This window comes from Nocardia crassostreae (assembly GCF_001613405.1).
Taxonomy (GTDB): domain Bacteria; phylum Actinomycetota; class Actinomycetes; order Mycobacteriales; family Mycobacteriaceae; genus Nocardia; species Nocardia crassostreae.
The window spans coordinates 1-17822 of record NZ_BDCH01000030.1 but is presented as its reverse complement, the minus strand read 5'-3'; the positions used below and the strand labels follow the sequence as shown (position 1 = coordinate 17822).

Annotated in this window: 19 protein-coding genes and 2 pseudogenes; 9 read left to right on the top strand and 12 right to left on the bottom strand. The window is 67.1% G+C overall.

The annotated features are described in order from the left end of the window. Nucleotides 1-2 precede the first annotated feature (2 nt). The 4 genes from NC4_RS29960 to NC4_RS29945 all read left to right on the top strand — a co-directional run bounded on the left by NC4_RS29960 (nt 3) and on the right by NC4_RS29945 (nt 2700). A complete protein-coding gene (locus tag NC4_RS29960) occupies nt 3-1256 on the top strand; it encodes a cysteine desulfurase (protein ID WP_067544895.1) in 1254 nt (417 codons plus the stop codon). A 3-nt stretch (nt 1257-1259) separates the two neighbouring features. Next, nucleotides 1260-1748: a Fe-S cluster assembly sulfur transfer protein SufU gene (gene sufU / locus NC4_RS29955; RefSeq protein ID WP_067544893.1), complete on the top strand. Its 489-nt coding sequence runs from the start codon at nt 1260-1262 to the stop codon at nt 1746-1748. After that, complete coding sequence (locus NC4_RS29950; RefSeq protein WP_067544891.1) at nt 1741-2109, top strand: metal-sulfur cluster assembly factor; 369 nt, start codon at nt 1741-1743, stop codon at nt 2107-2109. The genes sufU and NC4_RS29950 overlap by 8 nt, the downstream gene beginning before the upstream one ends. 165 nt (nt 2110-2274) lie before the next feature. Further along, nucleotides 2275-2700, top strand: a complete 426-nt coding sequence (locus NC4_RS29945; RefSeq protein ID WP_157555311.1) for a DUF1761 domain-containing protein — start codon at nt 2275-2277, stop codon at nt 2698-2700. A 4-nt stretch (nt 2701-2704) separates the two neighbouring features. Here the strand turns inward: NC4_RS29945 and NC4_RS29940 are convergent, their stop codons facing one another. Then, a complete protein-coding gene (locus NC4_RS29940) occupies nt 2705-3844 on the bottom strand; it encodes an FAD-dependent oxidoreductase (protein ID WP_067544887.1) in 1140 nt (379 codons plus the stop codon). 20 nt (nt 3845-3864) lie between these two features. Here NC4_RS29940 and NC4_RS29935 point away from each other — a divergent pair, with 20 nt between their 5' ends. Beyond that, nucleotides 3865-4497, top strand: coding sequence for a TetR/AcrR family transcriptional regulator (locus NC4_RS29935; RefSeq protein WP_067544885.1), 633 nt, complete (start codon nt 3865-3867; stop codon nt 4495-4497). A gap of 22 nt (nt 4498-4519) precedes the next feature. Here the strand turns inward: NC4_RS29935 and NC4_RS29930 are convergent, their stop codons facing one another. Then, on the bottom strand, nt 4520-5608 hold the full coding sequence (locus NC4_RS29930; protein ID WP_245722021.1) for an ADP-ribosylglycohydrolase family protein: 1089 nt from the start codon (nt 5606-5608) through the stop codon (nt 4520-4522). A 63-nt stretch (nt 5609-5671) separates the two neighbouring features. Between NC4_RS29930 and lexA the strand changes: the two are divergent. The 3 genes and pseudogenes from lexA to NC4_RS29915 all read left to right on the top strand — a co-directional run bounded on the left by lexA (nt 5672) and on the right by NC4_RS29915 (nt 7617). Beyond that, nucleotides 5672-6334, top strand: a pseudogene (gene lexA, locus NC4_RS29925) (transcriptional repressor LexA). An 81-nt stretch (nt 6335-6415) separates the two neighbouring features. Further along, complete coding sequence (locus tag NC4_RS29920) at nt 6416-6874, top strand: DUF4189 domain-containing protein (protein ID WP_067544883.1); 459 nt, start codon at nt 6416-6418, stop codon at nt 6872-6874. Between the two features lie 119 nt (nt 6875-6993). Beyond that, entirely contained in the window at nt 6994-7617 is a 624-nt protein-coding gene (locus NC4_RS29915; protein WP_157555309.1) for a hypothetical protein, read from the top strand. 9 nt (nt 7618-7626) lie between these two features. On the opposite strand, the gene NC4_RS29910 is transcribed toward NC4_RS29915, so the two are convergent. After that, the gene (locus NC4_RS29910; RefSeq protein ID WP_067544881.1) at nt 7627-8463 is read right to left on the bottom strand and encodes a class I SAM-dependent methyltransferase; all 837 of its coding nucleotides are present in this window, start codon (nt 8461-8463) and stop codon (nt 7627-7629) included. A gap of 152 nt (nt 8464-8615) precedes the next feature. On the opposite strand from NC4_RS29910, the gene NC4_RS40650 reads away from it, so the two are divergent. Next, nucleotides 8616-9236, top strand: coding sequence for a hypothetical protein (locus NC4_RS40650; protein WP_157555308.1), 621 nt, complete (start codon nt 8616-8618; stop codon nt 9234-9236). On the opposite strand, the gene NC4_RS43410 is transcribed toward NC4_RS40650, so the two are convergent. The 9 genes and pseudogenes from NC4_RS43410 to NC4_RS29865 form a co-directional block, all read right to left on the bottom strand. Next, nucleotides 9227-9889, bottom strand: coding sequence for an asparagine synthase-related protein (locus tag NC4_RS43410; protein ID WP_245722020.1), 663 nt, complete (start codon nt 9887-9889; stop codon nt 9227-9229). The genes NC4_RS40650 and NC4_RS43410 overlap by 10 nt on opposite strands. Next, nucleotides 9883-10953 (bottom strand): asparagine synthetase B family protein, encoded by a 1071-nt coding sequence (locus NC4_RS43405; protein WP_245722019.1) that lies wholly within the window; start codon nt 10951-10953, stop codon nt 9883-9885. The genes NC4_RS43410 and NC4_RS43405 overlap by 7 nt, the downstream gene beginning before the upstream one ends. A gap of 130 nt (nt 10954-11083) precedes the next feature. Further along, a complete protein-coding gene (locus tag NC4_RS29895) occupies nt 11084-11581 on the bottom strand; it encodes a hypothetical protein (protein WP_067544876.1) in 498 nt (165 codons plus the stop codon). A gap of 8 nt (nt 11582-11589) precedes the next feature. Beyond that, nucleotides 11590-12498: a hypothetical protein gene (locus tag NC4_RS29890; protein ID WP_067545177.1), complete on the bottom strand. Its 909-nt coding sequence runs from the start codon at nt 12496-12498 to the stop codon at nt 11590-11592. Further along, complete coding sequence (locus tag NC4_RS29885) at nt 12495-13385, bottom strand: hypothetical protein (protein ID WP_157555307.1); 891 nt, start codon at nt 13383-13385, stop codon at nt 12495-12497. The genes NC4_RS29890 and NC4_RS29885 overlap by 4 nt, the downstream gene beginning before the upstream one ends. A gap of 239 nt (nt 13386-13624) precedes the next feature. Beyond that, nucleotides 13625-14107, bottom strand: a complete 483-nt coding sequence (locus NC4_RS29880) for a hypothetical protein (protein ID WP_067544872.1) — start codon at nt 14105-14107, stop codon at nt 13625-13627. A gap of 52 nt (nt 14108-14159) precedes the next feature. Next, nucleotides 14160-14720 carry a GNAT family N-acetyltransferase gene (locus tag NC4_RS29875; RefSeq protein WP_067545175.1) on the bottom strand — a complete coding sequence of 187 codons (561 nt, stop codon included), beginning with the start codon at nt 14718-14720 and terminating at the stop codon, nt 14160-14162. 75 nt (nt 14721-14795) lie between these two features. Further along, a pseudogene (ku, locus tag NC4_RS39510) lies at nt 14796-15705 on the bottom strand (non-homologous end joining protein Ku). Nucleotides 15706-15786: 81 nt separating this feature from the next. Continuing rightward, nucleotides 15787-17508 carry a DUF4328 domain-containing protein gene (locus tag NC4_RS29865; RefSeq protein ID WP_067544868.1) on the bottom strand — a complete coding sequence of 574 codons (1722 nt, stop codon included), beginning with the start codon at nt 17506-17508 and terminating at the stop codon, nt 15787-15789. Nucleotides 17509-17822 lie beyond the last annotated feature (314 nt).

Below are 17822 nucleotides of genomic sequence, written 5' to 3'. Positions count from 1 at the left end.
ATATGACCACGACGGTGCCCGCCTTGGATGTCGCCCGGATCCGGGCCGACTTCCCGATCCTGAGCCGCACTGTGCGCGACGGCAAACCCCTGGTCTATCTGGACTCGGGCGCCACCGCGCAGCGGCCGATGGAGGTGCTGGATGCCGAACGCAATTTCCTGATCCAGCGCAATGCGGCGGTGCACCGTGGTGCTCATCAGCTGGCCGAAGAGGCCACCGATGCCTATGAGGGCGTACGCGCCGATATCGCCCGTTTCGTGGGCGTGAACGCGAACGAGATCGTGTTCACCAAGAACGCGACCGAATCGCTGAACCTGGTGACCTACGCCTTCGCCGACGACCGGTTCCCGTATCACGTGGGGCCGGGCGACGAAATCGTCATCACCGAGCTCGAGCATCACGCGAATCTCGTTCCGTGGCAGGAGCTGGCGCGCCGCACGGGTGCGACGCTGAAGTGGTACGGCATCACCGAGGACGGGCGCATCGATCTGGATTCGCTCGAACTATCGCCCGCCACCAAGGTCGTCGCGTTCACCCACCAGTCGAATGTGACCGGTGCGATCGCGCCGGTGGCCGAATTGGTGCGGCGCGCGAAGGAAGTCGGCGCGCTCGTGGTGCTCGACGCCTGCCAGTCGGTGCCGCACATGCCGGTGGACTTCCGGGAGCTGGGCGTCGACTTCGCCGCCTTCTCCGGTCACAAGATGCTGGGCCCCTCCGGTGTCGGCGTGCTCTTCGGCCGCTACTCGCTGCTGGAAGAGACCCCGCCGTTCATCACCGGCGGCTCCATGATCGAGACCGTCTTCATGGACCACAGCACCTACGCCGCCCCGCCGCAGCGTTTCGAGGCGGGCGTGCCGATGACCTCGCAGGTGGTCGGGCTGGGCGCGGCCGTGCGGTATCTGGAAGAGATCGGCATGGAAGCCGTTGCGGCGCATGAGCATTCGCTGGTGAGCGCGGCGCTCGACGGGCTGAGCAAGATCGACGGTGTGCGCATCGTCGGCCCGCTGGACAATGTGAACCGCGGCGGCGCTGTCGCTTTCGTGGTCGACGGCATCCATGCCCACGATGTGGGTCAGATCCTCGATGACGAGGGCGTCGCCATTCGCGTGGGCCACCACTGCGCGTGGCCGCTGCATCGCAAGTTCGGCGTGGCCGCCACCGCCCGCGCCTCCTTCGCCGTGTACAACACCCTCGACGAGGTGGACGCGCTGATCGCCGCGGTGCGGAAGGCTCAGAGCTTCTTCGGAGTTGCATAGATCATGCGTATGGAGCAGATGTACCAGGAAGTGATCCTGGACCACTACAAGCACCCGCACCACCGCGGCTTGCGAGAGCCGTTCGGTGCGGAGGTGCACCACGTCAACCCGACGTGCGGCGACGAGGTGACCCTGCGCGTCCAGCTCGACGACAATGGTGACGTCGCCGATGTCTCCTACGACGGGCAGGGCTGTTCGATCAGCCAGGCCTCGACCTCGATCCTCACCGATGAGGTCATCGGCCTGCCGTTGCAGCAGGCGCTGAAGGTGGTCGAAGCCTTCGACGAGATGGTCACCAGCCGCGGCACCATCGAAGGCGACGAGGACGTGATCGGCGACGGCATCGCCCTCGCCGGTGTCGCCAAGTACCCGGCGCGCGTGAAGTGCGCACTGCTGGGGTGGATGGCGTTCAAGGATGCCGTCGTGCGGATATCCTCCGCACAGGAGACCAAGTTGCCGATGGCCAATGGGGAGAAGAAGTCCGATGAGTGACGAGCAGACCACCGAAACCACCCAGGAGGTCGAGCTGTCCGCCGAGGAGATCCAGTTCCTCGAGGACCTCGAGGAGGCGATGCGCGATGTCGTCGACCCCGAACTCGGCATCAATGTCGTCGACCTCGGGCTCGTCTACGGGCTCAAGGTCGAGGACGGCATCGCCAAACTGGATATGACCCTGACGTCCCCGGCCTGTCCGCTCACCGATGTCATCGAAGACCAGTCCCGCAATGCGCTCGTGCGCAGCGGCCTGGTCGAAGACCTTCAGATCAACTGGGTCTGGATGCCGCCGTGGGGCCCGGACAAGATCACCGATGATGGCCGCGAACAGCTGCGTGCCCTCGGGTTCACCGTCTAGCTCGACTGCGCTCGAACCTGAACTGCCCTCGCCGATCCGGCGGGGGCAGTTCTCGTTGTCGCATGCGCTCGCGGCCGACGCGTCGCGCCCGGAAGCTGTCGGTGCCCGGTGCTACGGTGCCGCTGTCATGTTCGGCATGTGATCAGCGCGGACGATGGAGGATCCATGAGTCTGAGCGTTCTGGGCGACCTGAACTGGTTCGCCGTCATTGTCGCCACGCTTGCGTATTTCATGCTCGGCGCCGTCTGGTACGCCGAGTTCGCCTTCGGCAAGGCATGGCAGAAAGCCATGGGCTGGGACGGCAATTCGCCCGAGGGCGGCGGCGCGACCATGTACCTGGCCCCCCTGGTGACCTGCTTCGTGGCCACCCTGGCGACGGCCATGATCGCCGAGTGCACGGGGACCGACACCTTCGGTGAAGCCATCGTCCTCGCCGTCGTGGTCGGTCTCGGCCTGTGCGCGGCGGTCCTGATCGTCACCGGATACTTCGACGCCACCAAGCCGTCCGCCGTGACAGCCGTCGGCGTCAGCGCCGGTTACCACTTCGTCGGCCTGCTCATCGCGAGCATCATCCTGGCGCTATGGCAATGACCGGTCAGTAGTCCTCGCCGAAGAGCTGCGCTGCCATTCGGAGCGAGGCGTCGACGGTCGCGAAACCCCGCGGCAGCATGACGCGCTGGTATGCGGCGACCGCGTCGATGAGCGCCTGCTCGCCGCGCGCGGCCGAAAGCAGTTCGCCCGCCAGGGTTTCGGCATCCTGCAAGGCGGTGTTCGCACCCGAGCCCCCCGTGGGCGGCATGGTGTGCACGGCATCGCCGAGCAGGGTTACCGGACCGGGCCGCCACGGCGGCACGCGGTCGGCGGCGCGCAGCGGGATGGGGAAGAAGGTCTCCGGATCGGCGTGGGCGAACAGGTCCCGCAGCGCCGGATGCCAGGCGGCGGTTGCCGATATGGTCAGCTTCCACAACTGCTCGGGAGTGAGTGCGAACAGCTGCTCGTCGGTGAGTCCGAGCCGGGTCGGCCGCACGAGCAGGGTGGCCATCAGGAAATCCGTCGCGCCCGGCACGGGCGTGCGGAACCTGACCGGCCCGAACGCGGCGCTCAGGCCGGATTCGTCGGCGACCCAGTTGAATCCGTGCGCGAGGACTTCCGGGATGAGCGGCGCGGTGGCCTCGGTGATGGGCATCCGGCCGTATACGCACCGGACGCCGAGGTCTCGCACTGTCGCGTGGGGGAGTAGCTGCCCGCGGATCGCCGATCCCACGCCGTCCGCACCGATCAGCACATCACCGTTCTCGCCGCCATCGGCGAACCGCGCACGCACGCCTCCGGATTCGCCGACCTCGTAACCGGTCACCGTCCGCCCGAACTCGACGATGCCCTCGAGGCCGGTGAGCAGCCCCTGCCGAAAGGTGTTCCGGTCGACATTGGTGATCTCGCCCTCCGGAATGCCTGGAAAATGTTGCAGCATAAGCTGTTCCAGCTGGTGCGTGTACCCGCCGAGCACATCGTCGTTGGTTCCGCTCGTCCGGCGCACCAGCTCGAGCGCTGCCGTCGGCAGGCATGCCCGCAACGCGGCATTGCCGTTCGCGTCCACGTGAATGCGATAGCCCTGATTGCGGATAGTCGGCGTGGGGTCCCGCTCGAACACGGAGACGTCCACACCTCCGTGGTGCAGCGCTTGTGCGAGGGCCAGTCCGCCGACTCCGGCACCGGCAATGAGAATTTTCGTCATGGCCCGATGGTCAAACGCTCGTGTCAGCGCCGAAACCTCGCAGGTCGCCCAAGTCGTCAGACCGTCAGCGCGATCCGGAACGCACCCGCGCACTGATCCTGCAAGCCGCGCTGGCGGAGTTCGGCGCCCACGGCTACGCGGGCGCCCGGGTCGGCGCCATCGCCGAGCGAGCGGGCGTCAACGTCCAACTCATCTCGTACTACTTCGACGGCAAAGAGGGTCTGTACCAGTCTGTTTCGGAACAGTGGCAACAGCGCCGCCGCGAAGTCGCGTCCCCCGGCACACCCCTGCCCGAACAGCTACGCCGCTACGTCCTCGAAGCCGCCCACGATCCCGCCGGAGCCCGCCTGCTCGCCTGGAGCGGCCTGCAATACACCGGCCCCGCCGATGACCCGGACCAGGCCGCCCGCGCCACCATGCTCGCCGAAAGCGTCGAGGAAATCCGCGCCCTGCGCGATGCGGGCCACCTCCCCACCGACCTGGACCCGCCCACCCTGCTCGTCATGCTGATGGCCGCAGCCATGGCCCCTATCACCCTGCCCCACGTCATCGCCGGAGTCACCGGCCAAGACCCGCATTCCCCCGAATACCTCACCCGTTTCGCCGACCAGATCGCCCTGCTCGCCCGCCACCTCGGCCTCGAACCGTCCTGACGGAGGCCGGTGCCGCGGTCCGCTAGCGGGTCGCGGCGGTGTCCAAGGGATAGCGCTCGTCCAGGCCGGAGCGGTCGTTGTAGAAGAAGTTCAGGACGAGATTGTCTGCGACGCGGAACAATTCGTCGCGGCCTTCCAGCGTGGCCACCCACTCCATCGGGAGCGCGGAGACGCCGTGGATCGCGCCGATGAGGTTGCCCGCTACCGCGCCGGTGGAATCGGAATCGCCGGAGTGGTTGACCGACAACAGGAGTCCGCCGCGGACGTCACCGGTGCGGTGGGTGTACAGCGCGGCGTAGACGGCGATGGCCAGGCATTCCTCGGCCACCCAACCCGCGCCGATCCGTTCTACGAGCTCCGGGGTCGGCGCGCTCAATTGGGTGACGGTGAGGGCCGCGGTCAGCGCGGTGATCGTTTCGGCGGCGGAGGGCATGGTGGTGAGTCGGCCGATGGTGTCCTGGAGGGCGGTCGGCAGATCCACGCCATCGACAATGCGGTCGATCAGGATCGCGAACGCGCCTGCCGCGAGGTAGGCGGTGGGGTGGCCGTGGGTGAGCTGGGCGCAGCGCATGGCCGCGTGAAAGGCGCGGTCGGGGCCCAGGTTGGCCAGACCGAAGGGCGCCGAGCGCATAACCGTGCCGCAGCCCTTGGAGCTCGGGTTCACCGGTCCGGGCTCGCCGAACTCCAGCGGCGGCACGAACCCCTCGGCCTGCAGGGCAAGCCCGTTCATGCAGGCGCGACCGGGCGCCCGCATGGCGTAGAGGAATCTCTGCTGCGCGAGCCAGCCATCGGCGTCGGATCCGGGCTTGTCCTGCTGCTGCGTCGCCCGCCACCGTAAATAGGCCTTACGCAAAACCGGTGCGGTATCCGCACCCTCGGGGCAGCGCAGCAGACCCTTGGCGGTGAACAGCGTCATCTGCGTGTCATCGGTGATCGCCTGCGGCGCGCCCGGCACCGGACCGGGCAGATAGCCGGTGATTCCCGCATCCCCGTACCGTTGCCGCAGCTGCGCCAGCGATAAGAACTCGATAGGCCACCCGAGCGCGTCCCCGATCGCCCCGCCCAGCATCGCCCCGCGCACCCGGTCGAACAGCTTCTCGTGATCTTGCACGGCACAACCCTATTCGGGGTGGTGCTCCCGCCGTATTCGAGCGCGCGCCCGTACGATGCCCCTGTGACCGGATACGACGACTTCGACGGGTTCGACCATCTAGATACGACGACCCTGCCGCCGCGGCAACAGCGGATTCTGTGCACCATTCGGGATTAGGTTCAGCGCCACGGGTATTCGCCGAGTACCCGGGAGATCGGGGACGCCGTCGGGTTGAAGTCGACGTCGTCGGTGTCGAAGCATTTGAAGGAGCTGGAGGAACGGGGATTCCTCAAGCGCAGCGAATCGGTGACGCGGCCGATGGATGTGCGGTTGTTCCTGAAGGCCGCGCCGCAGCAGGCGCAGGCGGGGGACTCGGTGCCGGTGCCGGTGGTCGGCGATATCGCCGCGGGCACGCCGATCCTGGCCGAGGAGCACACCGATGACGTGCTGTCGCTGCCGCGCGAATTGGTGGGGCGCGGGACGGTGTTCGGGTTGCGGGTGCGGGGGGATTCCATGATCGATGCGGCCATTTGCGACGGCGACATCGTGGTGGTGCGGCAGGAGCGGGAAGCGCATTCGGGGGAGATCGTGGCGGCCATGATCGACGGGGAGGCCACGGTGAAGGTGTACCGTCGCCGGAACGGGCACGTGTATCTGGAACCGCGCAACCCGGCTTACGCTGTCATCGACGGTGATGAGGCGGTTGTGCTGGGAAAAGTCGTATCCGTTATGCGCCGGGTCTAAACCTCCGAGTTGGATTGGACAATCAGGGTGGGCTCGGACATGATTCGTCCCGTTATTACAAACCAGCACGGGGAGTATCGAATGTCGTTGCTGCGCAAGGCCGGTATGGGCCTCGCTGTCACGTCGATGGCCGCCATGGGTGCGGTGGCCGCCGGACCCGCCCATGCGGCGGCCGAAGGCGAGCCGGGCTTCACCGCTACCTCCGGTGATCTGTACGGCGCTCTTGCGCTCTCGCGGAGCACCGGAAATGTCGCTTATGCGGTGAATTACACGAGTTGGGGCGGTGCGGACAGCGCTGCCGTCAGCAAGTGCGGCGGCGGCGACTGTGAGGTCGTCGTGCACTTCGCCAATGCCTGCGGTGCGGTCTCTCAGGGCGCCGACACCCGCTTCGGCTGGGCGTGGGCGCCGAGCAAGTCCGAGGCCGAGACCAAGGCCATCGAGGTGCTCGGTAACAGCGCCCCGGCCTTCCCGGACACGGGTTCCGCGTCGCCGCGGAAGGGCAAGGTCATCCTGTCGGCGTGCACCGAGGGCGCCGAATAACCGCGTGAACACCGCACGAACCAGTGCGCCGCGCCGGAATTCTTCGGCGCGGCGCACTTTTGTTCGTCCCGGACGCCATTTCGCGACAACACGCCCATGGTCCCGGAGATGATTTTGATGTGGACGACATCACCTACGAAGACACCCGGTTCGCGTTGCACGCGGCGGCGGAACTGCTGATCGCGGGCCCGCAGTACCGGCGGTTCGGCAGCATCAGAATGCGAATCGTCCTGGGTGGCTTTACCGGCATCAAATGGCCGGTGGCGGTGGCCGGCACCGATCTGGTGTGGCCCGAGGGCCGCATCCGGCTGCACGGCACCTACCGCGATCTGGCGACGGCCGCCGGATTCGAGGCCGACGGGCCACCCAACGGGCTCTATTCCGACGGCACCAATATGGACCCGAACGAGCCCTTCACCATCGATACCGATGCGGCGGCGTCGGTGCACGACTGGTTCGCGGTGGGGGACACCGCTTTGCGAAGATTCGCGGCCGAGGCGCCGGTGCTGTGGCCCGAGCATTTCGATCTATCGGTCGCGGTCGACGAGGTGAACTACGGTGTCTCCCCGGGGGATTGGGAGAACCCGCAGCCCTACGCCTATGTCGGGCCGTGGACGCGCCGCAAGGGCGAGTTCTGGAACGCCCCCTTCGGCGCCATGCGCCCGCGCTCGGAAACCGGCACGGTGCAGGGCCTGCTGGACTTCTTCCGGGAGGGCAGGGAGCGCGCCCGCGCCGACGCCTAGCGCCGTCCACTACCGGGACCGGTCGGCCGGTTTGGTGGCCGCCAGTCCGTACAGCAGCGGCAGGATGGGGTCCGCGGGCGGCAACCGGAACCAGCCGTCGTCCGTGCGGACCATGCGGGACCAGCGCGGCCAGGGCAGGATATCGGTCTCGGTGAGGTCGGTGATGCGCAGCCCCGCGCGGACCAGCGCATTGATCACCTCGCCGAGACCGTGGCGCCATTCGTAGGCCGTGGTGTCGGTGGTCAGCGGCGGGCCGTCGGTGTAGGTGCGGGAGCTGTCGCGGCGTTGCGCGCCCCGCCCCTCGAGGTAGTCGTCGTGCAGGACGAGCGCCTCCGGATCGACCCCGGCGGGCGGGGTCGGGGCCAGCGTGTGCAGCAGCGGGTGGAATTCGACAATGTAGACCAGGCCGCCGGGGCGCAGCAGTTCGGCGAGCAGCTCCGCCCACCGGGACAGGTCGGGCAGGTAGCACAGTGCGCCATTGCCGGTGTAGACGATGTCGAACTGCCGGTGCCCCACCGCCTCCGGTGCGTCGTAGACGTCCGCGCACACGTACTCGACGGCGTCCCCGGCGAGCTCACGGGCGTAGCGGACCGTTTCGGGGGAGAAGTCGAGACCGACCGCTCTGGCCCCCCGCTTGGCGAATTCGATTGTCTCGGTACCGAGATGGCATTGCAGGTGCAGGACGTCGCGGTCGCGCACCTCCCCGAGCACATCCCATTCGAAGGGCGCGAACCAGTGCGACGAGTCGTGATCGCGATAGAACCGGCTGGCCGCATGGATCGGCGCGCGGGCGTCCCAGTTGTCCCGGTTCGTCCGGAGCGGATCGAGCTCGTCGTCGATGTCCACCGCCCCATCGTATTTGGTAGGCGGCCACCGGCACGGTCAGGGATTCGTGATGCAGGAGGAGGAGGGCGGCAGTTCGGGACGAGGAAAATGGTCTGGGCCATCATCTTGAAGCCGGACATCCGTTCGCGGAAGACCTCGATGGACTCCTCGGGGTGCACCGAGTCGATCACCGCGTGCGGGCCGATGGCATTGAACTGATGGCTCACACCGCGCGGGATCTGCATATCGACCATCGCGCAGGGCGGCACGATCAGGTTGTGGCGGGTCCGATGCAGCTCCGGCGGCGTATCCGGCAGGCGGTCGGTGAACTCGGCGGGCGCGAACGGCGTCACCCCGGGTACGTCGGTCACCGTGAACGGCGACAGGCTGCCCACGCGGATGCGGGTGTCCGGGCCGGTCATCATGCGCACGAAGCGCAGGCCGGTGTGCAGGTGCATGCGCGAGCACATATCGCGCTGGGCGGCGTCGTAGAAGTCCATGAGGTAGCGGTCGGCATGGAAGCCGTCGAAGGGCTTCTCGATCATGTAGACATCGCCCTCCTCGAAGGTCTGGGATCGGACGATGCCGTCGGCGTCCGGGGTGGTGGCGGCATGACTGGCCTTTGCATTCCGGACGATTCGCGCGAATACCTCGACCACCACCAGTGCCACGTCCTCCGGCAGCAGCGCCACCGGCGTCACGACATTGCGGCCCGCGTCCCGGAAGCCCGCCAGATCGTGAATCTCGTTCTCGTCGTCGGCATCGATCTTGAGACGTGGTTCGGTCATCGGTGACTCCCCTCGAACGAACGCAGCCACAACTCCAGTGACAGCACCAGCCACAGTTTGCCGCCCTGGCGCGGCAACAGCGCACCGTCACCGCGCAACCAGGCACGCACGGTGTCCTCGCGGAACAGCCCGCGCGCCCGCGCCGACGGCCCGAGCAGCAGATCGTGGGTCAGCTCGCGCAGCGGTCCGGACAGCCACTGCTGCACCGGAACTCGCATACCGCTCTTCGGCCGATCGGCGATGGTCGATGGCAGCAGATCGCGCACAGCCTGTTTGAGAATCCATTTCTCGCTGGTACCCGCCAGCTTGTACCGCGGCGGCACCCGGAAGGCATGGTCGATCACCGCACGGTCGAACAGCGGCGAGCGGCCTTCCAATCCGGTTGCCGCGGTCAGCCGTTCGACCTTGGTGAGAATGTGGTGCGCGCCCTTGGTGCGCAGATTCGCATGCAGGAGCTGATTGAGCAGACTCGTCATGCGCCCCTGCCGCAGATAGGGCGCCACCAGACCGGTGAGCGGCGGCGCGTCGGCCAGCTCGGCCAGCACCTCCGGACTCAGCAGCATCGGCAGATCGCTGTAGCACTTGCGATAACTGTCCAAGTACGCCGCCGCCCGCGCCTCCGGATCCGGGGTGTCGCGGGACAGTTCGAAGATCAGCATCGGGAGGTTCTTGGGCCCCCGAACACCGGATCGCCGCCCTCACCGTTGAGCACCACCCGGATGCCGTCCGCGGCAACGGCTTCGGCGAGCATCAGATTCGGCACCGTCAGCGGATCCCCGACCGGACAGTCGAGCAGCGCCACCGTCTCCGGCAGCCGAGCCGCGACCGTCGTCCCGGGGACGGTGAGAACCCGATGCCGGGTATGACAGTGCGCCGCCACCAAACCCGAATAGGCGAGCTCATTGGGAGTCGTTCCGCCGAAGCTGATGGAATAGGAGTGCACCGCCTGGTCGTGCCGCTTGGCGGTGAGGGCCGTGACCAGGCTGCTGTCGATACCGCCGGACAGCAGCACCCCGACCGGCGCGCCGGTGGGCAGCCGCCGCGCGACGGCATCCTCGAGCAGGGCACGCAGTTCGAGAGCGTGCTCCTTCTCGGTCCGGGGGTCATCGACTTCCAGTGGCTCCCAATAGATTTCCTCTCTCATGGTCCCATCGGCCCGCAGCCGCACGCACCGGCCCGGCAACACCTCCTCAATGCCCCGCAGCAGCGTTTCCCGCCCCGGCAGGTAGGCGAAGGTGAGGAACGACCGCACCGCGGGCAGATGCACTCCCGTACGCAACTCGGGCCAGCACTGGATCGCCCGCAGCGAACTCGACGCAGCCCACGCCCGACCCGCACGGGCATGAAACAGCGTGCGAGCCCCGACGTGGTCGCGCACCAGCACCAGATCCGAACCATAGCAGATGGCAAGCGCGAACATCCCATCCGCCGCCGCGATCCCGGCCGCGCCATGCCGCGCGAAGCTGTGCAGCAACAGTTCGCCATCCGTGCAGCCCGGCGGCGGCGCATCCGCCCCGAGCCGGGCGCGAAGCCGATCGGCATTGAACAGCGTGACCTCCCCGACGGCGGTGAGCTCACCCGCCACGAAGGGCCCGGACGCCGTCCCCGGACCGTCGACCAACCCCAGTCCGACCCCGTCACCCGCAGCCACCGGCCGCCCACCGACCACCCGGATCGCCGCGCCCGGATCATCCGAGCTCAGAAACGCACACCACCGTGACATCGATTCCCTCTCAGTCGAACCCGCCGCCCACCGCCTGGATCGCTGCGGCAGGATCGTTCGCGGTCAGGGACGCGCAGCAGCGCGACATCGCACCGAGTCGGGAACGTGAACCGGCGGCATCGCTTGCCGTTCATCCGAAATCGCCTCCGTCGAAATCGCCTCCGTCGTCGCCGGAGTCGGCGCCCCACGCGCCGTAGTCGCCGCCGGAACCGCCGTCCGAACTGCTCTGTTGCGCCAGCGCTTGCTGCCGCAGTTCTTCTTCCTGCTCGGGTGTCATGAATTGTGGCGGTAGGGCGATTCCGGCGAGCAGTGCGCCGCCGAGGGCGGCGGCCAGGATCGTGCCCATGCGGCCGGTGAACGAGGAGCGATTGGTGGTGAGGATGCCGTCGCTCCACAGGGTGCGGCCGAACCCGCCTTCGCGGCCGTAGATTACGTGGCCGGTCGCGAATCTGCGCTTGACGAGTGCGCGGCCCAGGGGTTCGTCGGTGCCGGTATTGCCGGTGCTGTCGCGCCAGAAGACGACGCTGTTCGGGCCGCGCGAACGCCACTCCTCACGGCCGTCGGAATAGCGGCGGTGCACGGTGTCGTCGGCCAGCAGTTCGTCGGTATAGGTGATGTGTCGCGGCACGGGTTCTCCTAGGCGGCGGGCCAGGTCAGGAAGCCCGCGGTCCGGGCGCGGCGCAGTTCCGTGAGGGCGGAGGGGGCTGGGCGGACCTCGCGGACCAGGCGGTGCACGGAGCGCAGCAAGATCGCCGGGGGGACAGCCTCGACTTCGGCGCATTGGGCGCGGCGTAGCCACGCTCGCTCCCACGGGTCCGGTTGCGTCGCACGCACGGAGGGGCCGGTGTCAACTGGATCCCGTTGGGCGGCAGGGGGATCCTGGCGGACCGCGGTCGGATCGGCGTCCGCTCGACGTGGACTCGGCTGGAGCGACCGGTCGGCGAGGCATGCCGCCGGGACGTGGGCGAGATGCAGTGCGGCTGCTTGTCGGGGGCGCAGGCCCAGCGGTACCACGCGGACGCCCGCGGGTATTGCGGTGAGTTCGGCGCAGCGGGACGGGAAGGTGAGGCCGTGGGCGCTCGCGTCGTGGAGGAGGTAGATGGTGGCTTGTCCGGCGAGGGTGAGCATGTGGGCGACGCGCGGGTCGAGGGGAAGTTCCGCGGCGCTGAGCACGGGACAGGCCGATTCCATGGGTAATCCGTTGGCGCGCAGCATCTGTGCGATCGCGTCGGATTCGCAGACCAGCAGCCGTGGTAGTCCGTAGTCGAACAGGTCGGGTTCGGGTGTGTGCCGTCCAGGGAGTCGGGGGTGCGGTGCGGCGGGCTCGAGCAGGCCGGGAAGCGGGCCGTGGCGGCCCAGCGCGGACTGGAAGTCGGGGTAGCGCATAAGCGCGGGCACGGTGAATGCGGGCCGCCGGGGTATCCGGTGCAGCGGCAGCAGCATCCGGCACAGCTCGAAGTAGAGCTGACGCTCGGTGTAGCGAATTCCGCCTGGCGCGCCCGCGCGTACTGCGGCGCGGCGCAGCAGCCGGTCGATGGCGTTCATGCGGGCCACGAGAGGAATCCCACCGCGCGAGCGCGCCGCCATTCCGGGTCGGCCGTCTGCTCGGCGCGTTCGATGACCCGGCCGAGGCCCGCGAGCAGTTTCGCGGGCGGCACCGCCGCGATCGGCGACCACCATCCGGCGGCCAGCCATTCGATCTCCTCCTGGGACAACGGTTCTCGGTGGAGCGCCGCCTCGTCGACCATAGTCCGGGGCATGTGCAGCTTCAGTGCCGAAGCACTCGCCATGACCACGCGGGGGACCAGTCCGACATCGAGGGCTCGCGGACCGAGCGCTTCCCGGGCCTGCCGGAGGAAGGCGACACCGGCCAGGCTGGCATCGTGCAGGACGAACACCGGACCACTCGGGGGCAGCGCGTCGACGCGTTCGCACAAGTTCATGGCCCAGGTGCGCGGTGCGTCATTGGCGGCCAGGCAGGTGAGCACACTGCGGCCCGGGCACAGCACGGCGCAGCGTGGCTGTGCCACGCAGTCCGGTATCGGCCAGCCCTCGCCTACCAAACCCGGTGGCGCACCGTGGAATTCCACCCACCGGTTCAGCAGATCCCGCCGGAAGCGGTCGTAGGGCAGCGGAATCTGGATCGTGGCGTGCGCCACGAACCACGGGCGGGACCGTGCGACGCAGATATTGAGCACGACCAACAGCAGCAGCGCTCCCGCGATGGCGAACCCCGCCTCGCTTCCGGTCACCGTGCCGGTCGCCAAGAGGGCGATGGTGAGCGCGATGAGCGCGACCGACCCGCCGATGTGCGTGGCGATATAGCCGCCCAAGCCGCTCGGGATCTTCTTGCGCCCCACCGCGTACCAGACCTGAACGGGCGTGAACCGCAGCCCCCGCCCGTCCTGTAGTCGTTCGAGCACCGTCCGCATCCGGATATCGTGCAATCGCAGCGGATCGTCCTTGGGTTCGAGCGCGAATTCCCGGCGGCATTGCGAGCACTTCCGGCCGCTGCGTTGCTTGTACCGCAGATTTGCGTTGCAATACGGGCAGATCACGGTGCACGCCCTCGCTTCGCCAGCCCCGGTCCGAATCCGGACCCCTCACCTATGGCTTACCGGATGAACGCGCTCCGCGCGACCATTGCGCTTGAACTCTGCGCGAACGGATGCTAATTCGTCGGTAGCCGGTCGGTGGATTCGCGCGCGAGCGCCGCTTCGACATTCTCGATACCGGCCAGCACGCCCCGGCCGTAACCATCGTCCTCGAGCGCGTCCGCGCGGCGGCGGGCGGCCGCGAGATGCGTGTGCGCGGTGTCGAACGCGCCCAGGCGGCGATAGCAGTCGGCCAGGTTGAGGTGCAGGGACGGGTAGAAGCCCTGCACGTGCAGCGATTCGTGATGCTGCCGGGCGCGTTCGTCGGTGAGCGAGTCCACCGCGTCGAGGGCGCGGAGGTCCCAGGTGAGGGTGTCGGCGGCGTGATCCTGCAGATCGGCCATGAAGTGCGCGAGCGTGACGCGGTGCAGGGGATCGCCATCGGCGCCCATGGTCTCCCACAGCTCGGTGAGCTGCTCCCGGGCCTGTGCGGTATTGCCTTGGTGGCCAAGGGTTACCGCATCGTTGATGGCGATCATCACGTCGTCGACGACAGTCATGCGCCCCACCGTAGCCGCGGGGTCCGACACGTTCGGCCGCCCGCGCGTGCGGTCAGTTCTTGGGCCGCCCGTGTCGTCCGTCGCCGGTAATGCGGCCCCGGCGAATGAGATCGCGCTTGGTGCCAGGTCCGAGGGTGATCTGCTCGTCGCCCTCCGCGACCGCCTCGTCGGGATTGTTGCGCACGAACAGCGTGACGGTGGTGCCCTCGGTGAACTCGTTCTTGCGCATCATGCCCGCGGAGGCGGCATTGTGCAGCTCCACATCGGTGACGATCCGCCGCGCGCCGTGCTTGAACAGGGTGTCGCAGCAGGCGGTCATGAGCTTGCCCGCGACGCCGCGACCCTGCATATCCGGGGACACCGCAATCCACTCCAGATACGCCCAGTCGTCGCGCAGTTCGAACTCCATGGACGCCAGCACGAACCCGACCACCCGATCCGAGTCCACCGCCACCCAGCAGGACTTGCCCGCGCTGTCCAAGTGTTCGGCCACCGAGGTGAGCGACCAGGAGGTGTAGGGCTTGGCGGAGGTGTCGAACACCTGATATCCGAGGTCGATGACCTGACGCAGATGCCCGAGACCCATCGGAACGATGGCTATGTCGGATTCCATGCCCGGCATTTTGCCAGCTGTATGCCGGAACGTCGCGAGCCGCTCCGGCCCGCGACCGGCCTCGAGCGTGTGGTATCAGGCGCCCTTGCGAGTCTGCTTGGCCGGGGCCTTCTTCGCCGCCGCCTTCTTGGCGGGCTTCTTCTCGGCGGTGGCCTTGGTCGCCTTCTTGGCCGGGGGTCGCCGCGGGCTTGGCGGCACCGCGCTTTCCGGAGGCTTCCAAGCTGCGCTGCAAGGCGGCCACCAGGTCCACTACCTCGGCATCCATTTCCGGTGCGGCGGCCTCGGGCGCCCGCGTCACCTTGCTGCTGCCGCTGGCAATGGCCTCGTCGAGCAGCTTCTTCAATTCGATCTGATATTCGTCCACGTACAGCCCGGGATCGAAGTCGTCGGAGAGCGTATCGACCAGCGTCTCCGCCATCTGCAATTCCTGCTTACGCGGCTCCGGGACGTCGTCCAATTTGTCGAACGCCACCGACCGCACCTCGTCGGGCCACAGCAGCGTCTGCAAAACCAGCACCCCGTCGCGCACCCGCAACGCGCCCAACCTGGTCTTCTGCCGCAGTGTGAAGTGCACCAGCGCGACCCGATCCACCGCCTCCAGGGTCTTCGCGAGCAGCACATACGCTTTCGGCGTACTGGAATCCGGCTCCAGGTAATAGCTCTTCTCGTACAACATCGGATCGATCTGATCCGACGGCACGAACTGCAATACCGGAATCTCGTGCTTCTCCGCCGCGGGCAGCTTCGAAAAATCCTCGTCGGTCAAAATCACCCGATCCCCATCGGGTGATTCATACGCCTTGTCGATATCCGAATACTGCACCGGCTGCCCGTCCACCGTGCAGAACCGCTCATACCGAATCCGGCCACCATCGGCAGCATGCACCTGATGGAACTTGATGTCATGCTCCTCCGTGGCGGTATAAACCTTCACGGGAACATTCACCAGCCCGAACGCGATGGAGCCCTTCCAGATGGACCTCATGGCCCCACTCTACGAGAGCCGACCCAGACATTCAGCCCGAATCACCGCCGACCTGCGTATCCGCGATGTGCCGCGTGGCGGTCAGGAATACTTGCCGGTGTCGTGAACCATCAGCCAGTCGTCGCCGGAGAGGCCCAGGTAGCCCGCCGTGTAGAGACGCCTGCCGTCGGTAGACAGCACGATCGATCGCAGACTTCCGGGCAACCCGATGCTTTCCACGACCGCACCGGTGGTCGTATCGATGACCACTGCCATGTCGGATGCCCAGGACGGCGCGTTCCTGCTGACCACCGCGAAGACGTAGCTTCCATCCCGTGAACTGGTCAGATCGACGCCGGACGGGTCGGTCGAGGCGTCGAACGCCACCTGCCGGGTCAGCTTGCCGAATCGGGTTTCGACGATGTGCTCATTGCGGACCCCGATCACGTGGAGATATCGACCGTCCAGGGTCAGCGCGAGTGCCCGCACCGGCTCGCCGCACGGGATGGAACCTCGCACGGCGCCGGTGACGGTATCGAGCATCGTAATGTCCTGTCCTGTACCGACATACGCTGTACGGCCATCGGAAGAAACGGCAATAGCCAGATTGAAACCATAGGTATGCGCCACGGGAATCGTGATGATCAGGGCGTAGGTCTCGGCGTCACGTATCGATACCGTGCCGCGGCGGCCATCGGGACTCACCGCGATTGCGTGCAGCTCTGCTCCATCATCGGCGGTCACTCGCGCGACCTCGGTGTTTGTTCCGGTCGCGATCGCGATCAACGCTCCGTTCGTGATCGCATGGAGTATGGAGCCGTCGGGGGAAACAGCCAGCCCTACCGGCATTACCGGGGCATCGATGGTTGCGACAACGGCGTTGGTGGCGGTATCGAGCACCGAAATGCTTGATAGTTGCGCGATATACAACCGCTGCCCGTCGGGCGAAACCGCAAGGTCGTTCGGAAGAGAACCCAGGACGATTTTGGCCGGAGGCTTCGGTTCGAGCGTCGTCATATCGGTGGTCGCCGAGGTATGTGGTGCGCCATGGCGAGAAACGGCAATGCCGGTGCCCACCAACAGCATCGACACGGCCAGCACGCCGAGCGAAACGAGTAATGGGCGGTGATTCCGCTGCCGCGGATCGGTGCTGTCGAGCACGTAGTGAGGCGGTGATGGTTTTCGGAACTGGGGTTCGATCCGTGCGGCATCGGTCTGCCATCGGGAGACGCGGATGACTATCACGATCAAGCAGATCGCCGCCGCCGAGAAGAGCAGGCTGTCGGCGGCCCTCCAGGTCAAGCTGACCCATGCTTGTCCCGGGTCGGACCATTCGTCCGCATTGGCCTGATATCGTCCGCCTGCCCACAACACTACGACCGCGGCGATGAGCGTCGACCACCACGTGATCACGAGTGGTGTGGTCGGACTGGCGGGTAGTCGCTGGGAACCCGCCTGTGTTCGTGGATCGCTGGCTCGTACGACATCGTCGATGATCAGCATCGGGAACCAGAGGCATACGACCGGAGTGAACCAGCTGCCGATCACCCAGGTTCGGGTGAGTCGATGTCTTGCGGCACAGTGGGATTCGGCGTTCACGCGGGCTCGCCACAGCCACGCGATGAGTGCTGCGGCGGTAATGAGGAGGACGAACAGGCTGGACGCTGTCATCAGGATCTGGCGTATGCCGAGACTGTCGTAGTGGCGTGCGTACTCGGGCAGACCGACCATTCCGTCGTGGTAGCGCTGGATGAATCGGCACTCCTGCCAATTCACCAGCCAGAAGCCGACTCTCACGAGAATGTTCGCGAGCAGGGTCGCCACCGCGACGGCGCACAGCAGCCGGATCGGCCGAACGACTCGCGCGGGGCTCGTTCCTGTGAGTCCGGCAGGTCTGTGGACAGACTGGATTTCCTCGTTGATCACACGCCTCAGCAATCGAGAGAACCTCGATTTTATGGAGTGCTTCCGGCCTCCTCGGGACGATTCGGGCCTGGCCGAAAGCCTCGAACGCGACGAACGAGCTGGTGTCGTGGACGGTTGTGATCGCGGTCAGTCGGTGGGTACGCCGAGGGCGGGGGCGAGGGTTTGCCAGGCCGGGCCCAGTTGGGCGGCGAAGTCCGGCCAGGCGTGGTTGT

Excerpts from the sequence above, each read along its gene's own strand:
- NC4_RS29960 (WP_067544895.1), top strand. The coding sequence starts at position 3 with ATGACCACGACGGTGCCCGCCTTGGATGTCGCCCGGATCCGGGCCGAC.
- sufU (WP_067544893.1), top strand. The coding sequence starts at position 1,260 with ATGCGTATGGAGCAGATGTACCAGGAAGTGATCCTGGACCACTACAAG.
- NC4_RS29950 (WP_067544891.1), top strand. The coding sequence starts at position 1,741 with ATGAGTGACGAGCAGACCACCGAAACCACCCAGGAGGTCGAGCTGTCC.
- NC4_RS29945 (WP_157555311.1), top strand. The coding sequence starts at position 2,275 with ATGAGTCTGAGCGTTCTGGGCGACCTGAACTGGTTCGCCGTCATTGTC.
- NC4_RS29940 (WP_067544887.1), bottom strand. The coding sequence starts at position 3,844 with ATGACGAAAATTCTCATTGCCGGTGCCGGAGTCGGCGGACTGGCCCTC.
- NC4_RS29920 (WP_067544883.1), top strand. The coding sequence starts at position 6,416 with ATGTCGTTGCTGCGCAAGGCCGGTATGGGCCTCGCTGTCACGTCGATG.
- NC4_RS43410 (WP_245722020.1), bottom strand. The coding sequence starts at position 9,889 with ATGCTGATCTTCGAACTGTCCCGCGACACCCCGGATCCGGAGGCGCGG.
- NC4_RS43405 (WP_245722019.1), bottom strand. The coding sequence starts at position 10,953 with ATGTCACGGTGGTGTGCGTTTCTGAGCTCGGATGATCCGGGCGCGGCG.
- NC4_RS29890 (WP_067545177.1), bottom strand. The coding sequence starts at position 12,498 with ATGAACGCCATCGACCGGCTGCTGCGCCGCGCCGCAGTACGCGCGGGC.
- NC4_RS29885 (WP_157555307.1), bottom strand. The coding sequence starts at position 13,385 with ATGCGGACGGTGCTCGAACGACTACAGGACGGGCGGGGGCTGCGGTTC.
- NC4_RS29880 (WP_067544872.1), bottom strand. The coding sequence starts at position 14,107 with ATGACTGTCGTCGACGACGTGATGATCGCCATCAACGATGCGGTAACC.
- NC4_RS29875 (WP_067545175.1), bottom strand. The coding sequence starts at position 14,720 with ATGGAATCCGACATAGCCATCGTTCCGATGGGTCTCGGGCATCTGCGT.